This window comes from Corynebacterium kalidii, assembly GCF_022869005.1.
Classification (GTDB): Bacteria; Actinomycetota; Actinomycetes; order Mycobacteriales; family Mycobacteriaceae; genus Corynebacterium; species Corynebacterium kalidii.
In genome coordinates this window covers 136,022-156,473 of the sequence record NZ_JALIEA010000017.1, presented here as the reverse complement: position 1 = coordinate 156,473, position 20,452 = coordinate 136,022, and the positions used below count along the sequence as shown (strand labels likewise).

The following is a 20,452-nucleotide window of genomic DNA, read 5'->3' as shown; positions in this document are numbered from 1 at the left end:
GGGACCTACTCCCCTGCTTCGAGCCGGGTCTGGCGCTCGGCGTCGCTGAGTGCACCGAACAGGGCGTCGAGTTCGCCGTCCAGGACCGCGTCGAGGTTGTTGGCCTTGTAGCCGATCCGGTGGTCCGAGACGCGCGACTCCGGGAAGTTGTAGGTCCGGATGCGCTCGGAGCGGTCCATCGTGCGGATCTGTGCGGCGCGACCCTCCGCGGCGGCGGCGTCGGCCTCCTCCTCCTTCATCTGCTGGAGGCGGGCGGCGAGCACCTGCATGGCGCGCGCACGGTTCTGGATCTGCGAACGCTCCTTCTGGCAGGTCACGACGATGCCCGTCGGGAGGTGGGTGATGCGCACCGCGGAGTCCGTGGTGTTCACGCCCTGACCACCCTTGCCCGAGGACCGGTAGACGTCGACACGGATGTCCTTGTCGTCGATCTCGACGTCCTCGACCTCGTCGGGTTCCGGGTAGACCAGCACGCCGGCAGCGGAGGTCTGGATGCGTCCCTGCGACTCGGTCACGGGGATGCGCTGGACGCGGTGGACGCCGCCCTCGTACTTGAAGACGCTCCACGCGCCGTCCCTGCTCGGTTGCTTGGAACGGACCGACATCGTCATGTCCTTGACACCGCCGAGGTCGGTCTCGTTGACGTCGAGGATCTCGAAGATGAATCCGTGCCGCTCGCCGTAGCGCTGGTACATGCGGGCGAGTTCGCCGGCGAACAGGGCCGCCTCTTCTCCGCCTGCACCCGACTTGATCTCCATGACGACGTCGTCGGCGTCGTGGGGGTCGCGCGGTGCGAGCAGGTCGGTGAGCTTCTCCTCCAGGGCGGGCAGCTCCGCGGCGAGACGGTCCGCCTCCTCGGCGAAGTCGGCGTCTTCCGCCGCCATCTCCTTGGCCGCCTCGTAGTCGTCGCGGGTCTCGACGAGCTTGTTGTAGGTCTGGATGACCGGCTGCAGCTCGCTGAACCGCTTGGCGACGCGACGGGCCGCGGCCGCGTCATTGTGCAGCTCGGGGTCGGCGAGCTGCATCTCGAGGCCCTGGTACTCGGAAAGGATGTCGTCGACCTTCGACGGGGATCCTGCGAAGTCACTCATCGTCGTCTTCTCCCGCCAACGGTGCCGACGAGGCGATCTGCAGCATGAAGTCGCGGTTCGTCTTGGACTTGCGCAGCTGCTTGATCAGCAGGTCGATGGCTGCCTGGGGGTCCAGCGCGGACAGGATGCGCCGCAGCTTGTGCAGCAGGCGGGCCTCCTCCGGACCGAGCAGGAGCTCGTCCTTGCGCGTACCGGACGGGTTGACGTCCACGGCCGGGAACATCCGCCGCTCGGCAATCTTGCGGTCAAGCTTCAGCTCCGCGTTACCGGTGCCCTTGAACTCCTCGAAGATCACGGTGTCGCCGGCCGAACCGGTCTCCACCATGGCGGTGGCGATGATGGTCAGCGAGCCGCCGTCCTCGATGTTCCGGGCCGCACCCAGAAAGCGCTTCGGCGGGTACAGGGCGTTGGAGTCCACACCACCGGAGAGGATGCGTCCGGACGCGGGCGAGGAGTTGTTGTACGCCCGTCCCAGGCGGGTGATCGAGTCGAGCAGCACGACGACGTCCTTGCCCTGCTCGACCAGACGCTTGGCCCGCTCGATGGCCAGCTCGGCCACGGCGGTGTGCTCGTTCGGCGGACGGTCGAAGGTCGAGGAGATGACCTCGCCACGCACCGAACGCTGCATGTCGGTGACTTCCTCCGGCCGCTCGTCGACGAGGACGACCATCAGGTAGCACTCCGGGTTGTTGACCGAGATGGCGTTGGCGATGTCCTGCAGGATCGTCGTCTTACCGGCCTTCGGCGGGGAGACGATCAGGGCACGCTGCCCCTTGCCGATCGGCATGATCAGGTCGATGATGCGGGTGGTCAGGACCTTCGGCTCGGTTTCGAGACGCAGTCGCTGGTTCGGGTACAGCGGGGTGAGGCTGTTGAACTTCGGGCGCTGTGCAGCCTGGTCGGGGGACAGCCCGTTGACGGTCTCCACGGAGTGCAGCGGCGTGTACTTCTGCCGGCTACGACCGCGTCCTCCGCCGCCCGCCTGCTGTGCCTTGGCACCGGGGCGGATGGTCCCGGTGACGGCGTCGCCGTGACGCATCCCGTACTTCCGGACCATCTGGATCGGCACGTAGACGTCGGTGGAGCCGGCGTGGTAGCCGGTGGTCCGGACGAAGGCGGTGTTGGCGTCGGCGAAGTCGAGGATGCCGGCCACCGGTGCGGCCGGCTCGTTGTTCTGGTTGCCCTGGTTGCCCTGGTCGCCGCGGTTGTTCTGGTTCCCCTGGTTCCCGCCACGGTCGCCGCGGTCGCCGCGGTTGTTCCGGTTGCCACGGTCACCGCGGTTGTTCCGGTCGTTCCGGTCGTTCCGGTTACGCCCGCCGCGCTCCTCGGAGTTCTGCTGGTTACCCCCCTGGTTCCCAGCTTGATTTCCCTGGTTACCCTGGTTGCCGCCCTGGTCGCCCTTGCCGCGGTTCCGACGGTTCCTGCGGTTGCGCCGGCCCCGGCGACCACCCTCCTCGTCGCCGTTGTCCTGGCGGTCGTTACGCTCGCCGCCGCCCCGGTTCTCCTGACGGTCCCCACCGTCCTCCTGGCGCTGTGCGGCGGCCTTGTCCTCCGACGACGCCGGCGTGTCCGTCCGGTCCGACCGGTCAGGGCGCTCGGCCGGCTGCTCCTGCGGTGCAGGTGCCGGTGCCGCGTCTGCAGGCGCGGACGTCGGAGCTGCCTGGGGACGTCCACCGCCGATCCCCGCGCTCGCGATGGCGGAGACGAGCTCTCCCTTTCTCATTCCGGAAATCCCCCGCAGGCCCTGTGAAGTGGCAATCTGCTTGAGTTCCGCCAGTTTCAGGGAGGCAAGCCCGTCGTTCTGTGCCCGGGAGACGATGTCCGGCAAAGTCACAGGTGTCCTTTCGGTTCACCCTCCGCTGACCGTCGTCCTCCGGTCATGGCCGGGGGACTGTCCGCACCGGGTCGGGTGTGGACGCCCGGTGGGCGTTCACGGTCCCTCGCCGCGGCGGAACAACGGAAGGTGACGTGCTCTCGTGAGTCGTCGATATGTGGAACGGATCACACGGTGTGCGCAGGGGGCGGAGCCGACGCCCGGTGTGACGACGACGCTCGTGGAGCCCCGGTACCGGAACAGGCTTTTAGGACCGGCGAATGATGCTGTCGGGGCGATGCTCCCGCGTGGATTCCCGTGGATCCGGATGACCGTCCACCGTCTCGGACCGGTACTCGGCCCTGGCTCTCCAGGGTCGTCGGGATGGCGGTGGTCGGTTCTCGTCGACGATGTTACCACCCCGTCGCCCGCGAAGCCCTAATTCGTCCCCTATCCTTGATGTCATGGACGGCTCCCAGCGCACAGGGCACGGTCACGTCACCGCCCCTTCCCCCAGCACCGCACCCCTGACGTCGTCGACGACCGGGTACTACCCGCTGACGATGTCCTCCGTCCTCGAGTACGGCCGCGTCGTCCACGGGTCCACGACCGTGCGCACGTACTACGGCGACACCCCCGAGGACACCACGTTCAGTGAGATCGGGGGCCGCAGCGCCGCGCTCGCCCACGCCCTGTCCGACATCGCCGGGGTCTCGCCCGGTGACCGGGTGGCCACCTTCATGCCGAACATCACCGAGCACATGGAGGCACTGTTCGCCGTGACCTCGATGGGCGCGGTCGTCCAGCCGCTGAACTCCAATCTCGTCGTGGACCAGCTGGTGCACATCATCAACCACGCCGGCGACCGGGTGATCATCGGGTCCCCGCGGCTGTCACGCCGGCTGGCCCCCGTCATGCCCGACTGCCCGGACGTCCACACGGTCATCGTCACCGGGACCGGCGGTGCCGACGCCCGGGACGAACTCCACACCCTGCTGACCGAGGCCGGGCGCGGGGACGTCACCGTGCTCAGTTACGAGGAGATCCTCGACGGCCGGCCCACGTCCTACCCGTGGCCCGACATCGAGGAGACGGCCCCGGCGGCGCTGCTGTACTCCACCGGCACCACCGGCGCGCCCAAGGGCGTGGTGTACTCGCACCGCGCGCTGTGGCTGCACGCGATGAACCTGCGGACAGGTGACTCCTTCGGTCTCCGCAACGGCCACAGTTTCCTCTGTGCCGTCCCGATCTTCCACGTGCTCAGCTGGGGTGTCCCCGTCGCCGCGTTCATGGCGGGCACCCCGCTGGTGTTCCCCGGCGGGGTCGCCGGGCCGGCCCACCTGGCCCACGTCATCGCCGACTCCATGCCGCGGATGGCGCACGGCGCCCCCAGTGTCTGGATGCAGCTGGTCGTCCACTACCAGCACACCCCGCCGGAGAAGATGAGCCTGCAGGAGATCATCTCCGGTGGCGCCCCCGTCCCGCCGGCACTGATCGACGCCTGGGAGGAGCGGTACGGCGTCGACATGATCCACTCCTGGGGGATGACCGAGACCGGTCCGGTGGGCACCGTCGCCCGCACACCGGTGGGCGTCGGTGGTGCGGCACGACGCCGGTACCGCGACAGCCAGGGACGGTTCCCCGTCGGTATGGAGTTCCGCGTCGTCGCCGACGACGGCACCCCGCTACAGGCCAACGACCGCTCGAGCGGTGAGATCCAGGTGCGCGGCAACTGGGTGACCACCGGGTACCACCACTCCGCGGCGGCCGACGAAGGGGGTGCGGCGCACACTTTCCGCGGCGCCGACGTCGACGATTCCGGTGACGCCGCCGAACGGTTCACCGCGGACGGTTGGCTGCGCACCGGTGACATCGGGACGATCACCCGCGACGGGTTCCTCACCGTGCACGACAGGCAGGCCGACACGATCCGGTCGGGTGGCGAGTGGATCTACTCGGCGATCCTCGAGAACATCGTCATGGAGTCCGACGTGGTCGCCGAGGCCGCGGTCATCGGGGTGCCCGACGAACGGTGGGGCCAGCGTCCACTGGCGGTGGTGGTGACCATCGACGGCGTCGAGCGCGACCGCGGGACCGCGGAGCGACTCTCGGAGACGGTCGCCGCGAAGGTGCCGCGGTGGATGGCGCCGGAGTACTGGACGTTCGTCGACCGGATCGACAAGACCTCGGTGGGCAAGTTCGACAAGAAGGACCTGCGCGCACACCTCGCGGCCGGGGAGTTCGACGTGATCAAGCTGCGCAGCCCCGGTGAGCCCCGGTGAGCTCCCGGTGAGTCCCCGCTAGGCGCCGGCAGGGCCCGACAGGACCCTGCCGCCGGGCGCCTCCGGGGCCCGGCCACAGGGTGACTGGTGCTGCGGTCAGCCGACCTCGACCGATGCGCGTCGGCCCACGCCGGTCTCCAGGACGGCGATGCCGCGGCTGCGGGCCTCGTCCAGCAGGGCGGCGTCCACGCTCGAGGTCGACAGGACCATCACGGTGGGCCCGGCACCGGACAGGAACGCCGGGAAACCCAGGTTGCGCAACCGGTTGACCCACTCGGTGGTCACCGGCAGGACCTCGGCACGGTAGGGCTGGTGCAGGCGGTCACGTGTCGCCTCCCACAGCAGCTCCGGGTACGAGCTCAACGCCAGGGGCAGCAACGCCGCACGGGAGACGTTGAACCGGGCGTCCTGGTGGGAGACGTCGCTGGGCAGCACCCTGCGCACCGCTTCGGTCGAGGCGTGGAAGTCCGGGATCAGCGCGGTCGCCGACACCTCGGGGTGCACCGGTACCGCGACAGCGTGGTACTCGGGTGCGCTACGTCCGTCCACCGGGATATTGGTCCAGGAGACCACTCCCCCGCCGAGCACGCAGGCCGCGGCGTTGTCCGGGTGTCCCTCGAACGCGGAGGACAACTGGATCAGGGTGTCGTCGTCGAGCGCACCGGTCGGGTGCTCACCGCCGGCGAGTCCGCTCGCCGCCGCCACACCGGCGACCGCGGCCGCCGCGGAGGACCCCAGACCCCGCGAGTGCGGGATGCTGTTGTGGCACACGATACGCAGCCCGCCGACGCTGACGCCGGCCTCGTGGAGCCCCGCACGCAGCGCACGGACCACCAGGTGGCGCTCGTCGAGGGGGACCTCGCCCTCGCCTTCACCGTGCACCGAGATGTCCAGGCCCGCGTCGGTCGCCTCGACCTCCACGGTGTCGTACAGGCCGACGGCCAGGCCCAGGGTGTCGAAGCCGGGGCCGAGGTTCGCGGTGGACGCCGGTACCGTGACAGTGACGCGACGGCCGGGGGCGATCGTCGAACCGGACATCATGCGAGGTCCAGGGCCTCGGCGACCGCGTTGGTGTCGACGTCGATCGGGGTCGGCTCCGGCATCTCGCTCAGGGCGGTCGTCGGGTCCTTCAGACCGTGACCGGTGACCGTGCAGACCACCCGCTGGCCCGGGGCGACGGACCCTTCGGCGTGTGCGGCGAGCAGGCCCGCCACCGACGACGCGGACGCCGGCTCGACGAAGACGCCTTCGCGCGCGGCGATGAGACGGTAGGCCTCGAGGATCTTCTCGTCCGTCGCGGCGCGGAAGGATCCACCGGACTCCTCCTTGGCGGCCACGGCCTGGTGCCAGGACGCCGGGTTACCGATCCGGATCGCCGTGGCGACGGTCTCGGGCTCGAGCACCGGCTCGCCGTTCACCAGCGGTGCTGCCCCGGCAGCCTGGACGCCCAGCATCAACGGGCGCTTCGTGGCGAGCCCGGCCTCGGCGTACTCCGAGTAGCCCTTCCAGTAGGCGGTGATGTTCCCGGCGTTACCGACCGGCAGGGCGTGGATGTCGGGGGCGTCGCCGAGCGCGTCGACGACCTCGAAGGCCGCGGTCTTCTGTCCCTCGATACGCATCGGGTTGACCGAGTTGACCAGTGCGATCTCCGGGAAGTCCGTCGTCGTCTTGCGCACCAGCTCCAGGCAGTCGTCGAAGTTCCCGCGCACCTGGATGATCTTCGCACCGTGCATCACCGCCTGCGAGAGCTTGCCCTGGGCGATCTTGCCCTCCGGGATCAGCACGGCCGAGGCGATCCCGGCACGGGCGGCGTAGGCCGCGGCGGAGGCGGAGGTGTTGCCGGTGGAGGCGCACATCAGCACCTTCTTCCCGGCGTGGACGGCGTCCGTGACGGCCACGGTCATCCCGCGGTCCTTGAAGGACCCGGTGGGGTTGGCGCCCTCGACCTTCAGCCAGACATCGCACCCGGTGAGCTCGGAAATGTAGTTCGCCCTGATCAGCGGGGTACCACCCTCGTTGAGGGTCACCGGCTCCCAGTCCGCGGCGAACGGCATCCACGCACGGTACTCGTTGATCAGGCCGGTCCAGTGGTGGAGCACCGGGGTGCGGTTTTCGGTCATCAGTTGCCTTCCATTCGGATCACGCTGTTGACGGCCTTCACGGCGTCATTGTTCTTGAGGTTGTCCACCGTCGACTCCAGGTCGCTCTCGGCGGCGTGGTGGGTGATGACGACCAGGCGTGCCCCGGCGTCACCGGCGTCCTCCTGCCGGACGGTCTTGAGCGACACGCCCTGCCCGGAGAACGTCGAGGCGACCTCCGCCAGGACGCCGGGACGGTCGTCGACGACCATGTCGACGTGGTAGCGGGTGCGCACCGAACCGAAGTCCCCGACGGGGAGGTCGGCGTAGGTGGACATCCCCGGGGCACGTCCCCCGTGCACGATATTGCGTGCGGCGGCGACCACGTCGCCGAGCACGGCGGAGGCCGTCGGGTTTCCCCCGGCGCCGTTGCCGTAGAACATCAGCCGGCCGGCGTACTCGGCGACCACGAAGATGGCGTTGAAGGACTCGCTGACACTGGACAGCGGGTGGTCCAGCGGGATCAGGGCCGGGTACACCCGTGCCGAGACCGACTCGGCGCCGTTGTCGTCCACCATGCGCTCACAGATCGCCAGCAGCTTGATGGTGCAGCCCGCGGCCTTCGCCGCCTCGATGTCGGCCTTGGTGATCGACCGGATGCCCTCGACGTGGACGTCCGAGCTGCCGACCTGGGAGTGGAAGGCCAGCGACGCCAGGATGGCGGCCTTCGAGGCGGCGTCGTAACCGTCGACGTCCGCCGAGGGGTCCGCCTCGGCGTAGCCCAGGGCGGTGGCCTCGGCGAGCATCTCGTCGTAGGAGGCGCCACGCTTGTACATCGCGTCGAGGATGAAGTTCGTGGTGCCGTTCACGATGCCCATGACCTGGTTGACCCGGTCGCCGGCCAGGGAACGCCGCAGGGGACCCACCACCGGGATCGCGGCGGCGACCGCGGCCTCGAAGAAGAGGTCGGCCCCGGAGGAGTCCGCCGCCTCCGACAGTTCCGCGGAGTGCGCGGCGACCAGTGCCTTGTTCGCGGTGACGACCGACTTCCCGGCCCGCAGCGCGGACAGCACCACGGTGCGCGGGTAGTCGATGCCACCGATCACCTCGATGACCAGGTCGATGTCGTCGCGCTTGACCAGGCCCACCGCGTCGTCGGTGAGCAGTTCGGCGGGCACGCCCGGGCGGGGCTTCGTCAGGTCGGACACGGCGATACCGCGGACCTCGATGGGTCCACCGGTACGGGCGGTGAAGTCCTGTGCGTCCTCCTGGAGGATCCGCAGAACCTCGGTACCGACGGTTCCCATACCCAGCAGCGCTACGCCTACGGTGGGCGCGGCGGCATTATTGTCAGCCTGATCAGCCATTACTCTCCCGAAGTGGTCTCGTGTTGGGTTTACGTGTGAATGTTCGTTTTCCTGATGATAAACCATCAGAAATTCTCCAGCGCCAGGACGTCCTCTACCGTCTCCCGGCGGATCATCACCCGCGACGTCCCGTCCGCGGCGACGACCACCGGCGGGCGGAGCATCATGTTGTACCTGGAGGACATCATGTAGCAGTAGGCGCCGGTCGCCGGGATCACGAGCAGGTCGCCGGGGACGATGTCGTCCGGCATCAACGCGTCGTTGACCAGGATGTCTCCGGACTCGCAGTGACTGCCGACCACGCGGGTGGGGACCAGATCACCGGTGGACAGCCGGTTGGCCAGCCGGCAGTCGTACTCCGCCTGGTAGAGCGCCGGGCGGATGTTGTCGCTCATCCCGCCGTCGACGGAGATGTACCGGCGCACGGTGTCGTCGGAGGTGTGGACGTCCTTGACCGTGCCGACCCGGTAGACCGTCACCGCCGAGGGACCGACGACGGCGCGGCCCGGCTCGACGTTGACCACCGGGGCGTCGACACCGTAGGACTCTGCCTTCGCCGCCACCCGGGACAGGAGGTCACCGGCGACCTCCTCGACGTCGAGGGCCTCCTGGTCGGGCGTGTAGGCGATGCCGTACCCGCCACCCAGGTCGAGGATGTCGAGTGCGGCCCGGTCGGCGTCGGAACCGTCACCGTCGCCGCCGCTGACCAACCGGGCCCACAGGCCCAGCAGCCGGTCGGCCGCCAGGGCGAAACCGTCGGCCTCGAAGACCTGCGAACCGACATGGCAGTGTAGCCCGCGCAGCCGCAGCCCCTCGGTGGACAGACAGGTCAGGCAGGCGTTCTCCGCGGAACCGGAGGCCAGGGAGAACCCGAACTTCTGGTCCTCGTGGCTGGTGGCGATGAACTCGTGGGTGTCGGCGTGGACCCCCGGCTTCACCCGCACCAGGACGTCCTGGACCCGTCCCTGGCTGCGTGCGGCCTCGGCGACCCGGCCGATCTCCTCGAGCGAGTCGATCACGATGAGTTCGACGCCCGCCTCCACCGCCGCGGCGATGAACTCCGGGCTCTTGTTGTTGCCGTGCACGGTGATGCGTTCCGCCGGGAAGCCCGCGGCCAGGGCCACGGACAGCTCACCGTGGCTTGCCACGTCGAGGGCGAGGCCCTCCTCCGCCGCCCACCGGCACACGGTGCGCGACAGGAATGCCTTCGAGGCGTAGTGCACCCGCTCCCCGCCCCCGAAGGCGGCGGCCAGGCGTCGGCACCGGGCACGGAAGTCGGCTTCGTCCATGACAAAGACGGCGGTGCCGTGGCGCTCGGCCAACTCGGTGACGCGGTTACCCGCGATCACCAGTTCACCGTCCTCCGCGCGGCCGGCGGAGGCGGGGAAGACGTGGGCCGGGATCTTGTTGAAGTCCTCCAGTGTCTCGGTGCGCTTACGCAGCGGGACCTGGGGCAGGTGGACGTTGGGGTCCATGGTCGACCGTCACATCCTCTCTGGTGCGGAGACGCCGAGGAGCCCCAGGGCGTTGGCGAGGACACGGCGGGTGGCGTCGGCCAGTGCCAGGCGCACCACGAACACCGGGGCGGCCTCCTCGCCGGTGGGCTCGCCGGACTTCGGCAGGACCTGGCAGGAGTCGTAGAAGCGGTGGAAGGTCCCGGCCAGCTGTTCGGCGTAGCGGGCGATGCGGTGCGGTTCGCGCAGCTCCGCCGCCGTGGCGACGACCCCGGGGAACTCACCGAGGGTACGGATGAGGTCGCCCTCGCGGTCGTGGTCGAGCAGGGAGAAGTCCAGGGTGGACAGGTCGTCGGGGAGCCCGACACCGGTCTCGGCGGCCTTGCGCTGCAACGAGCACAGGCGGGCGTGGCCGTACTGGACGTAGTAGACGGGGTTGTCGCTGGTCTCGCTGGCCCACAGGCCCATGTCGATGTCGAGCGAGGAGTCGACCGACGTCCGGATCAGTGCGTAGCGGGCGGCGTCGACGCCGATCGCCTCGACGAGGTCGTCGAGGGTGATCACGGTGCCGGCGCGCTTCGACATGCGCACCGCCTGGCCGTCGCGCACCAGGTTGACCATCTGGCCGATGAGCACCTCCACCTGGTCAGCGTCGTAGCCGAGGGCGGAGGCGGCGGCCTTGAGCCGGGCGATGTAGCCGTGGTGGTCGGCGCCGAGCATGTAGATGCACAGGTTGTGCCCGCGGTCGATCTTGTCGGCGATGTAGGCGATGTCGCCCGCGATGTAGGCGGCGTTGCCGTCCGACTTGATGACGACCCGGTCCTTGTCGTCGCCGAACTCCGAGGAGCGCAGCCACCACGCGCCGTCGGCCTCGTAGAGGTTGCCGTTCTCCTTCAAGGTGGCGATGGCCTTGTCCACGGCGCCGGAGTCGAACAAGGCGTTCTCGTGGAAGTAGACGTCGAACTCCGTGCCGAACTCCGCCAGGGTCCGCTTGATGTGGGCGAACATCAGCTCCACGCCGTGGGAGCGGAAGATCTCCTGGACCGTGGCGTCGTCGTTGTCGGCCCAGTCCGGCACAGCCTCGATGACCTGGTCGGCGATGTCGGAGATGTACTCGCCGCCGTACCCGTCCTCCGGGGCGGGCTCGTTCTTCGCCGCGGCGACCAGGGAGCGCGCGAAACGGTCGATCTGGGTCCCGTGGTCGTTGAAGTAGTACTCGCGGGTCACCGCCGCACCGCGGGCGGTCAGGATCCTGCCGAGGGAGTCGCCGACGGCCGCCCAACGCGTGCCCCCGAGGTGGATGGGGCCGGTGGGGTTGGCGGAGACGAACTCCAGGTTGATGCGCTGGGCGGCGTAGTCGTCGCCGGTGCCGTAGGAGTCGCCGGCCTCGATGATCTCGGCGACGAGCTTGCCCTGGGCGTCGGCGGCCAGCCGGATGTTGATGAACCCGGGCCCTGCCACGGACGCCTCGTCGATGCCGTCGACACGACCGAGGTCCTCGGCCAGCCACGTGGCGAGGTCGCGCGGGTTGGTGCCCGCCTTCTTCGCGGTCTGCAGCGCGATGTTGGTGGCGTAGTCGCCGTGTTCCGGATTGCGGGGACGTTCCACGGTGGCGAGGTCCGGCACGACGGCGGGGTCGAGATCATGCGCGGTCAGGACGCTGCGGGTGGTCTCGGTGATGATGGAGGCGAGTTCAGCTGGAGTCACAACCCCCGAGAGTAACAAGGAGGGGTGAACGGACCACGAATCGCGTCCCGTGCGGGGGTTTTGCGGTACGACCGACCCTCGGTGCTATAGTAACCGCATTGCCTCCGTAGCTCAGGGGATAGAGCACTGGTTTCCGGTACCAGCGGTCGGACGTTCGAATCGTCTCGGGGGCACTCCAACGCGGCCCTACCACCATCATCGATGGTGGTAGGGCCGCTTTTTGGCGCTGCCCCCGGCCGGCTGCGGACCTACTGCCGCAGCTCCGCCATGGAGGTCACCGTCGCGCCGGGGACGCTGTCGAACCGGGCCGGGTCACAGGTGAGCACGATGACCTGGTTCGTCTTCGCCAACTGGGACAGCACGACATTCATCCGGTGGATCCGGGACGTGTCGGAGAAGCCGAGTGCGTCGTCGATGACGACGGGCACGCCTTCGCCCCGCCCGACGATGTCGGCCACGGCGAGCCGGGACAGGATGGCGAGTTGCTCCCGCGCGCCGCCGGACAGCTGGGCCGCATCCAGTGCGGTCGCGTCGAGGACCCGCCGGGAGATGGTGAGGTCGTCGTCGAACTCGATGCTGACGGCCCGTCCGTAGAGGGTCCTGGCAAGACTCTCCACCGAGGCACGGTAGGGGGCCTCGAAACGGCGGCGTGCATCGTCCCTGGCCTGCTGCACCGTCCGGTACAGGGTATCGGCGGCCTGCGCCTGCCGGGTGACGCGCTCTTCGACCCGCCGTGCCCGGTGGAGCCGTGCGGTGGCTGTCTCGAGTCGTTCAGCCACCCCGCTGTGTTCACCGAGGGCGCCGTTCGCCCGGGAGATCTCGTGGCCGATCCCGTCGGCGCGTTCACGCAGGCGCTGCACCCGTGCCTCCGCTCCTGCGAGCAGCCCCTCCAGGGTGGCGAGGTCCCCGACGGCGGGGTCGAGCTCGGCGGTCAGCTTCTCCAGCTCGGCGCTCGCCTCGTCGACCTCACGGTGTGCCTCGTCGACCGCGGCCTGCAGGGCATCGTCACAGGTCTCGTTCCTCATCGCCGCCACGGCGGTGTCGAGGTCGGACACGCGGGCCGCCGCCCGCTTCTGTTCCTCTAGCCTGCTGTCGAGCACGGCGGCCGCACCTGTCCGTGCCAGGGTGTCGAGCTCCTCCCGGATGGAGTCCGCCCGGATCTCGCACTCCTCGACCCGCTGGAGCAGTCCGTTCCGGTCGACCGGGGTCGTCGCCTGCGCGTCGGTCGGTTGTTCGCCGTCAGAGTCGTCGAGGTCCGGCAGGTCGACGTCCCCGTCCGGGTCCTCGGCCACGAACAGGTCCTTTGCAGTGGCGGCCGCCTGTTCTGCCCGGTGGACCTCCCGGGTGCGCTCCGTGATGGAGCGGTCCAGTTCCTCCAGGCTGAGCCCACCGGTCGCCTGGCTCAGTGTGATCCGCAGTTCGGCGAGCTGTTCCTCCGACAGGCGTCGCTGCCCGGCTTTCTGCGTCACGTCCCCGACATCCTCGACCCCCGCGTCGGCGAGAGCGGCCTGCAGTTGCTTCTCCGCACGGTCGACGTCCTGGGTGAGGTCGTCCCCCTGCTCCCCTGACCCGGTGCCCTGGGCAGGGGTGATCGTCAGCGAGAAGTCCCCGAGCTGCAGAGTCCGACGCGAGGTGACCCGGAGGTGGTGTGCGGCCTCGTCGAGCTCGTGTTCCTCACCGTCGAGGGTGAACCGTCCACCGGCCCGGCCGCTCAGTTCGACGAGTGTCGCCGAGGCGTCCCTGATCCCCTGTGCCCTGGTCAGTTCCGCGCTGGCCCGGTCCACGGCCGCGGCGACCTCCGCCGTGACCGGATTCTCGTCGATGCGTTCACGGACCTCCGAGATCTCCCGGGCGACACGTACAGCCTCCACCTGCTGTTCCTGCGTCGTGCGCAGTGTCGCCGACAGCTCGTCCCGGCGCTGGACGGCGTCGAGGTAGCGGATGAAGGCGGTGGTGGCCCGGGCCTGCCGCCGCACCCGCGCCAGGTCGGCCCGCAGCCGGCTCTCCTCCTGCCTGGCCCCCTCGGCCGCCTCCGCGGCTGCCGAGGCCTCGGCTGCGGCACGCTCGCTCGCCTCCACGGCGTCGGCGAGCTCCGAGACCCGGTCCTTCCGGACCTGCAGGCGCTGTTCGGCGAGCTCCAGCGTCTGCCGGGCCCCCGTCAGCGCGGCGGTGCGTTCGTCGATCCTCCGCTGGCGTTCCCTCCCCTTCTCCACCTCGACGGCGGCGGCCTTCGCCTCCTCACGTGCCTGCGGTTCCTGCTGGCTGACGGCCTCCTTCTCCGCGCGGAGACGTTCCAGCTCGATGATCAACGACTGCGCCTGGTCGTACGCCCGCTCCGCCTCCGCGTGCTCGTCCCGCGCGGCAGAGTGCTCGTCGACAGCCGCCTTGAGCTCCTTCGACGGCTTGCCGCCCGGGGTGAAGTACCGGGCGCGCTCCGCGGTGATCCTGTCCACCAGCGCCGCCGCTCCCCCGGTGTCCCGGTGGTCGGCCACGGAGCCGTCGCCCGTGCCATTGCCCTCTCCCGGACTCCCGCTGAGGGCACGTTCCAACGGGCCCAGGCCTGCGGCCGCGAGCTGGTCGAGACTCGCACCCTGCTCCACGGTCAAGGCGTCGAGCAGGTCGGTGTCGACCTCTCCACGCATGATCTCGGCGAACCGGTCCGATGCCTCCCTGCCGGTCAGGCTCTCGGCACGGGGTGCCGTCACCCGGAGCTCACACCGGCCGGACCCCTTGTTGAAGGCTTTGGTCAGGTGGAGTTCGACGTCCCCCACCGCCAGGTCGGCGGAGATCGTCGTCGGTTCGTCCGCACCCACGTCCTTGAGTGCCTTGACTTCCCGTTTCCGGGAACTGGTGGGCGTGTCGTCCAGGAGAAGACGTATCGCGCGGAGCAGGGTCGACTTCCCTACCTCATTGGGTCCGTGCACGACCAGCACCCCGCTGGCGGGGAACTCCAGGTGGGCGTGGGTGACCCCCGCGACATGGGACAGTGTGAGAGACCTGAAGGTCAGCATGGTCGTCCTAGTTCCCCTTCTGTGCGCTCAGTCGGTACAGCAGCCGGAGGGCATCGCGTGCGTCGGCATCCTCGTGCACCGCCCGGTCGGCCAGTTCCCGGGCCGCGACCCCCACCACACCGGGCCAGTCGGCGTCGGCCAGCTCCTCGTCACCGGGCACTACGTGCAGGTCCATCAGCCGTTGGCGTGGGTAGAGCCCCGCGAACGCCGGTGCGATGCGGTCGAGTTCCTCGTCGAGTACGGCCGCGGTGGCCAGGTCGACCGACCCGGTCACGGCGTACTTGACGACGGTGGTGCGCTTGTCGTCGATCTCCTCGAGCCTGTTGATCCACTCGTCGACGTCCTCACGGCCGTTGATGTGCGCGGACAGCGCCAGAAAACGCCACTGCCCCGTCCTGACCTCCTCCACGGACACCTGTCCCTGGCGACCGGTGTCGTCCACGGCCCCCGGATGGACGTCGACGAGGAGGGCGTAACCCGACCGGCTTTCGCCGCCGCCGTCCTCCTCCCGGAAGTCGGTCACCTCGGGGCTGCCGGAGTACCAGACGGTCCCGTCCGGGTGCAGCGACGTCACCGAGTGGGTGTCACCCAACGCCACCATGTCGACGACGCCGTCCCGGCAGGCGGTTGCTGCGGCGTCCACGTCGATGACGGCGGGGTCGTCACCTGAGGTGCGCGAGTCGGTAGCGCCGTGTCCGACGAGGATCCGGACGGGTCGATTCCCCGTCCCGTCCCCCTCCCTGTCCCTGTCCCTGGCGACCGTCTCGGCGAGTGCGGCGGCGACCGGGTCGGCGCTCATGTACTTCGACAGTAACGGGGCTCCGATGATCTCCGCCTGCGGGGAGTCCTGCGCAGGCTCCTGCGCGGGGCCCTGGACTGCTCTGGGCCGGCTGTCGCTGAGCACCACGACCCCGGGGGCGAGGTCGTCGAACTCCTTCGAGCGGTAGACGCTCGCTGCGTCATAGGGGTCGTGGTTCCCGGGGAGGAGGAACACCGGTACCGGGCTCCGGCGCAGGATGTCGACGGTACGGCGCCAGGTGACCGCGTCGACCAGGTTGTCGTCGAAGACGTCGCCGGCGACGACCACCGCAGCGCAGTGTCGGGACCGGGCCACCTCCAGCAGCCGTTCCACCGCCGCCAGGCGTGCCTCGCGGTAGCGGGGGCCCGCCTCGTCGCCGAGGAACCAGCGGTCCATCCCCAACTGCCAGTCCGAGGTATGGAGGAACCGGAAGACACCGGTGTCGGGGGTGTCCGGGAGTCGCGGGTGGGAGTCACTCATGGTGACTACTACTATCATCCGGTCCGGACAGCCACGGTTCGCGTTCGAACACCGGCGGTGGTCCCGACTCTGCCGCCGTGTGGTCGTCGAGCACCGTCAACGCCTCGAAACACCTCGTCAAGGTGTCCGTGACACGCAACTGGTCGGCGTTGTTCCAGCTGAACTTCCGGACCGCGGCATCCCTGGCCACGGTGTCACCGAGTTCGATCCCGTACTCGACCTCCATCGCGTCCCACGTCGGCAACGTCCCGGGGTCGCCCCAGAACTCGGCCGGGGTGTAGGTGGTATCGCCGTCGCCGGGGCTGTCCGTCGGCAGCGCGGTGACCGGCCGGGAGGACGGCACGTCCGGTCCGGTCCCCTCCAGGAGCCGGTCGATGTCGATACCACGCCAGGCCAGGAAGGCGGCCGGGTCACCGGTGAACTCGGCGGCGAGTGCGTAGGCCACACACACCCTGTGTTTGCAGAACACCCCGTGGTCAGGGCACGAGCACGACGAGTCCAGGTAGTGCTCCACGCTGAAGAGCACCGAGGCGATCGAGGACTGCGGCCGCCGGCCCGCCAGTAGGTTACGGAGGCTGTCGGGGTGGTCACCGCATTCGTCGACGACGAAGTCGATCTGGCGTCGCGTCAGCGGCCGCCACCGGATCTGGACGTCGAAAGGCTCGAGCTGGGTACCGCTGACCAAGGCGTTGACCGTGCCCAGCTCATGGTCGAGCCGCAGGATGTTCCCACCCCGGAAATAGGTACGTCCCCGGGACAGCCGTCCCGCGTCCGCCAGCGCGGTCGCGGTGCGCATGATCTGACCGGCCGCCCAACTCTCCGGGGCGGCGCCCCGTTGTCCCTGCGTCCGGGTGGACGACGGTTTCTCCGGGGGGTGCTCCACCTTCCGGGGCGCCGGCGGCGTCCTGCCCGGCGCGTCCCTGTCGCGCCCGCGGGTGAAGTCGGCCGACACCACGTTGTCGCCCCATGCCGGCTGTGGGGTTCCCAGGCGTCGACGGTCGTTCCCCCGTCCCTGCCGACTGTTACCGGCCATTGCCGTCCCCCTTCTGCCCTGTACCCTGCGCCACGGGTGTGGCCCGGTCCTGTCCGGCGGTCTCCCTGGCCACGGACGACCGGTTGAGCTGCCACAGCTCGGACAGGTCCTGGTCGTTGAGGCCGGCGATCCACCCTTCACCACTGGTGACGATGCCGCCGGCCAGTTCCCGCTTGGAGCTGAGGATGTCGTTGATCCGCTCGTCCAGCGTACCGGTGGTGACCAGTTTGTGGACGGTCACGTCCCGGCCCTGGCCGATCCGGTAGGCGCGGTCGGTGGCCTGGTCTTCGACGGCGGGGTTCCACCAGCGGTCGATGTGCACGACCACACTGGCGCGGGTGAGCGTGATGCCGGTGCCTCCCGCCCTCGTCGACAGGACCATGACCTTGGGTCCGGTGTCGGACTGGAAGTCGTCGACCATCGTCGAGCGGGCGGTCCTGCTGAGTCCGCCGTGCAGGACGGGGACCCCGTCGGCCAGGTCACCGAACTGCCGGCTCAGCTCCGGGGCGAGCATCTCGCCGAAGGAGGGGAACTGGGTGAACACCAGGACCTTGCGGTCGGTCGCCAGCGCCTCGTCGATGATCTCGAACAGCCGCTCGACCTTCTTCGACCGGTGGCGGCCGTTCTTCAGCAGGCCGGAGCCGTCCCCGGAGAAGTGCGCAGGATGGTTGCAGATCTGCTTGATGCGCACCAGGGCGCCGAGGATGATGCCGCTGCGTCCCCGGCCCTCGGCCTCGGCGATCCGTTCCTCCAGACTCCGGGTGTACGCCTCGTAGAGTGCCGCCTGTTCCTCGGTCAACGGGACGCTGTCGATGATCTCCTGCTTCTCCGGGAGCCCCAGTCCCATGGACTCGTCGTCCTTGAGACGGCGGAGGATGAAGGGTTCCACGAGCCGCCGGAGCCGGTCCATGATCTCGGTGTCGTCGTAGCGCTCGATGGGGATGGCCAGACGGTTCTGGAAGGCCTGGGCGCTGCCGAGTACGCCGGGGTTACAGAAGTCGAGGATCGAGTGCAGCTCGGCGAGCCGGTTCTCCACGGGGGTGCCGGTCAACGCCAGGTGGTGACCGGCCCTGATGGCCCGCACGGCCCTGCTCTGGGCGGTACCGGGGTTCTTGATGTTCTGTGCCTCGTCGACCACGACGCGCCCCCAGGCGAGTGAGGAGTAACGCTGCGGGTTGCGTCCGACCGTGCCGTAGGTCGTCAGCACGATGTCGGAGGCCCGCGCCTTCTCCTCGAACTCGTCCCCGGCGACTTTCCTCGCCCCGTGGTCGACGAGCACCTTCAGGGACGGGACGTGGCGTGCCACTTCGCTACGCCAGGTGTCCAGCACCGAGGTCGGGGCGACCACCAGCGTGGGGCCGTCACAGTCGTCGGCCTCGCGCTCCCAGGCGAGCAGGCTCAGGACCTGGAGGGTCTTGCCGAGGCCCATGTCGTCGGCGAGGATCGCCCCGATCCGGTGACGGTACATCCACACCAGCCAGTTCAGCCCCCGGCGCTGGTGGTGGCGCAGGGTCGTCTCGACGGCGGCCGGCACCTCGACGATCTCGGGCGGGGCGATCGCCGGACGGTCCTCGTCCCCCGGCGCGGGGAAGAACGAGCGGACCATCCGGCCCAGCCACCCCTCGGCCTCCAGGGTGATGTCGCCCGGTTCAACGCCGGGTGTGCCGTCGGCGACCGACGCCAGTTCGGCGTCGATGAGGTCGGCGACGGTGACTCCCGTGCCGTCCGTCCCGTCGTCGGCAGCCCCACCGGTGGTCGCGTCACGGAGTTTCGCGAAGTAGCTGCGCGCGACACTGAGCGAGTGCGGGTCGAGGCGGACGTAGCGGCCCTGGATCTCGACGACCGACGAGGCGGAGGTCATCAACGTCGACATCGCCGCGGCGCTGAGTGGTTCGCCGTCGACGGACACCGACCAGTCGAAGGACAGGATCTGCTCCAGGCCCATCCGTCCCGATCCGGGACCCTGTCCGACCGGGGTGACCTTCAGCCGCACCTCTGGTCGCACGACAGACCACGCGCGGGGCACCAGGACCTCGGTGCCGCCGGCGGCCAGCGCCTTGACCCCGTCGGTCAGCAACGACTCGACCTGGTCGGTGGTCAGGGCCAGGTAGACGACCCGGTCCTTGTCCGGCCGACCGGTCAGGGTACTGGCCGGAGGGAACCACACGTTCGTGCGGAGCCAGGCTTCCACCGCCGAGGAGAACGTCCTGAGCTGCGGCCATGCCCGGTACGCCCGGTCAAGCCCCTCGCGGAGGGACCGTTTCTGGGACTGCGTGGCCTCGGCCGCCGCGACCGGTTCGGCAGCCCCGTCGTCGGCGGACATCCGGATCTCGAGCCGCCACCGGGGTTCGTCACCGTCGGCGTCCGCCCCACGGCGCTGACCGGACACCGTCCCCGCCAGCGAGTCTGGTTCCTCCAGGGAGAACACCAGCCGGGTGGATGCCTCCCGTGCCGAGGCGCGCCACGTGTTGAGCAGCTCGGCGACGGCCGGATTGGCGCGGGTGTCGGCGTCCCCGGTGAACAGCGAGGAGACGAAGTGGTTCTCCGGCACGCCTCCGACCAGCTGGACCCGGTCCTGCAGAAGGCGGACACACATCCAGTGCACCAGCTCGTCTGCCGCCCGTACCAGGACGTCCGGCCCCCCGTTGAGGGTGAGTACCGCCGGCGCGGTCGCCTGCAGGTCGCGGACCACCCGGTTGTGTGCCCCGCTGCTGGCCAGACACCAGCTGGGGTACCACTGACCGTCCATGAACTGCATCTTCATCATCACCCGGCCGGTATGGACCGCTTCCAGCAGGAGGTCGTAGAGCCGGACGAGCCACAGCGCCTCGGGGCTCAGCCCGGGGACACCTGGCGTGGGTTCGTCCGTGGGTTCGTCCGTGGGTTCGTCCGTGGGTTCGTCCGTGGCCCCGGCGTCGACGCCCCGGCGCGACCTCCGGAAATGCGACAGCGCCCCCAGGACCGACAGCGCCTGGTCGGGTGTGTACGCCTGCGTCGGCAGGTCCAGGGACAGCACCCTCCCCTTCGGGGTCGCGACCCGGATACCGTCCCGACGGCGCAGCGGGCGCGAACGCATGACCGACGCCAGGGGTGCCGGCAGATCGCCGTCCGGGATATCGGCGGCGTCGACGACGGCGGTGTGCCCGTCGGTCCGTTCGGCCCAGACGTGGAGGCCGCTGCCCGTCAGCCACAGCAGATGTACCTGGTGCTCAGTCACTCCCCTTGTGTACCACGGCGGGCGGACATGGAACGACACCCGCGACGCAGGCCCGCCTGTCCTGCCCGGCGGGCCGGAGGTCTCCGCGAAACATTGGAGAAAGCTGGCAGGAAAGTGGAT

Annotated in this window: 12 protein-coding genes and 1 tRNA gene; 2 read left to right on the top strand and 11 right to left on the bottom strand. The window is 69.6% G+C overall.

The features are described 5' to 3' along the window. Positions 1–5 precede the first annotated feature (5 nt). Together prfA and rho are read right to left on the bottom strand one after the other, a co-directional pair. The gene (gene prfA, locus MUN33_RS11520) at positions 6–1,091 is read right to left on the bottom strand and encodes a peptide chain release factor 1 (protein ID WP_244805057.1); all 1,086 of its coding nucleotides are present in this window, start codon (positions 1,089–1,091) and stop codon (positions 6–8) included. Beyond that, complete coding sequence (rho, locus tag MUN33_RS11515; protein WP_244805056.1) at positions 1,084–2,925, bottom strand: transcription termination factor Rho; 1,842 nt, start codon at positions 2,923–2,925, stop codon at positions 1,084–1,086. The genes prfA and rho overlap by 8 nt, the downstream gene beginning before the upstream one ends. A 443-nt stretch (positions 2,926–3,368) precedes the next feature. On the opposite strand from rho, the gene MUN33_RS11510 reads away from it, so the two are divergent. Continuing rightward, positions 3,369–5,186: a long-chain fatty-acid--CoA ligase gene (locus MUN33_RS11510; protein WP_255806784.1), complete on the top strand. Its 1,818-nt coding sequence runs from the start codon at positions 3,369–3,371 to the stop codon at positions 5,184–5,186. 96 nt (positions 5,187–5,282) lie between these two features. Here the strand turns inward: MUN33_RS11510 and thrB are convergent, their stop codons facing one another. The 5 genes from thrB to argS all read right to left on the bottom strand — a co-directional run bounded on the left by thrB (position 5,283) and on the right by argS (position 11,792). Beyond that, entirely contained in the window at positions 5,283–6,224 is a 942-nt protein-coding gene (gene thrB / locus MUN33_RS11505) for a homoserine kinase (protein WP_244805512.1), read from the bottom strand. Then, positions 6,224–7,306 carry a threonine synthase gene (gene thrC, locus MUN33_RS11500; RefSeq protein ID WP_244805055.1) on the bottom strand — a complete coding sequence of 361 codons (1,083 nt, stop codon included), beginning with the start codon at positions 7,304–7,306 and terminating at the stop codon, positions 6,224–6,226. Before thrC ends, thrB begins: the two co-directional genes overlap by 1 nt. Continuing rightward, positions 7,306–8,631 carry a homoserine dehydrogenase gene (locus MUN33_RS11495; protein WP_244805054.1) on the bottom strand — a complete coding sequence of 442 codons (1,326 nt, stop codon included), beginning with the start codon at positions 8,629–8,631 and terminating at the stop codon, positions 7,306–7,308. The genes thrC and MUN33_RS11495 overlap by 1 nt, the downstream gene beginning before the upstream one ends. A gap of 65 nt (positions 8,632–8,696) precedes the next feature. Further along, positions 8,697–10,106 carry a diaminopimelate decarboxylase gene (gene lysA, locus MUN33_RS11490; RefSeq protein WP_244805053.1) on the bottom strand — a complete coding sequence of 470 codons (1,410 nt, stop codon included), beginning with the start codon at positions 10,104–10,106 and terminating at the stop codon, positions 8,697–8,699. Between the two features lie 9 nt (positions 10,107–10,115). Continuing rightward, the gene (gene argS, locus MUN33_RS11485; RefSeq protein WP_244805052.1) at positions 10,116–11,792 is read right to left on the bottom strand and encodes an arginine--tRNA ligase; all 1,677 of its coding nucleotides are present in this window, start codon (positions 11,790–11,792) and stop codon (positions 10,116–10,118) included. A gap of 100 nt (positions 11,793–11,892) precedes the next feature. On the opposite strand from argS, the gene MUN33_RS11480 reads away from it, so the two are divergent. Then, positions 11,893–11,965, top strand: a tRNA-Arg gene (locus MUN33_RS11480). 75 nt (positions 11,966–12,040) lie between these two features. Here MUN33_RS11480 and MUN33_RS11475 read toward each other — a convergent pair. From MUN33_RS11475 to MUN33_RS11460, 4 genes are read right to left on the bottom strand one after another with little or no spacing between them, the layout of a single operon-like run. Continuing rightward, positions 12,041–14,803 carry an AAA family ATPase gene (locus MUN33_RS11475; RefSeq protein ID WP_244805051.1) on the bottom strand — a complete coding sequence of 921 codons (2,763 nt, stop codon included), beginning with the start codon at positions 14,801–14,803 and terminating at the stop codon, positions 12,041–12,043. 7 nt (positions 14,804–14,810) lie between these two features. Next, positions 14,811–16,082, bottom strand: a complete 1,272-nt coding sequence (locus tag MUN33_RS11470) for a metallophosphoesterase family protein (protein ID WP_244805050.1) — start codon at positions 16,080–16,082, stop codon at positions 14,811–14,813. Continuing rightward, positions 16,075–17,115, bottom strand: coding sequence for an SWIM zinc finger family protein (locus tag MUN33_RS11465; protein ID WP_244805049.1), 1,041 nt, complete (start codon positions 17,113–17,115; stop codon positions 16,075–16,077). Before MUN33_RS11465 ends, MUN33_RS11470 begins: the two co-directional genes overlap by 8 nt. Further along, positions 17,105–20,332: an SNF2-related protein gene (locus MUN33_RS11460; protein ID WP_244805048.1), complete on the bottom strand. Its 3,228-nt coding sequence runs from the start codon at positions 20,330–20,332 to the stop codon at positions 17,105–17,107. Before MUN33_RS11460 ends, MUN33_RS11465 begins: the two co-directional genes overlap by 11 nt. Positions 20,333–20,452: the final 120 nt, after the last annotated feature.

Coding starts and splice junctions, on each gene's coding strand:
- MUN33_RS11510 (WP_255806784.1), top strand. CDS start 3,369: ATGGACGGCTCCCAGCGCACAGGGCACGGTCACGTCACCGCCCCTTCC.
- MUN33_RS11475 (WP_244805051.1), bottom strand. CDS start 14,803: ATGCTGACCTTCAGGTCTCTCACACTGTCCCATGTCGCGGGGGTCACC.
- MUN33_RS11470 (WP_244805050.1), bottom strand. CDS start 16,082: ATGAGTGACTCCCACCCGCGACTCCCGGACACCCCCGACACCGGTGTC.
- thrC (WP_244805055.1), bottom strand. CDS start 7,306: ATGACCGAAAACCGCACCCCGGTGCTCCACCACTGGACCGGCCTGATC.
- MUN33_RS11465 (WP_244805049.1), bottom strand. CDS start 17,115: ATGGCCGGTAACAGTCGGCAGGGACGGGGGAACGACCGTCGACGCCTG.
- lysA (WP_244805053.1), bottom strand. CDS start 10,106: ATGGACCCCAACGTCCACCTGCCCCAGGTCCCGCTGCGTAAGCGCACC.
- thrB (WP_244805512.1), bottom strand. CDS start 6,224: ATGTCCGGTTCGACGATCGCCCCCGGCCGTCGCGTCACTGTCACGGTA.
- MUN33_RS11495 (WP_244805054.1), bottom strand. CDS start 8,631: ATGGCTGATCAGGCTGACAATAATGCCGCCGCGCCCACCGTAGGCGTA.
- prfA (WP_244805057.1), bottom strand. CDS start 1,091: ATGAGTGACTTCGCAGGATCCCCGTCGAAGGTCGACGACATCCTTTCC.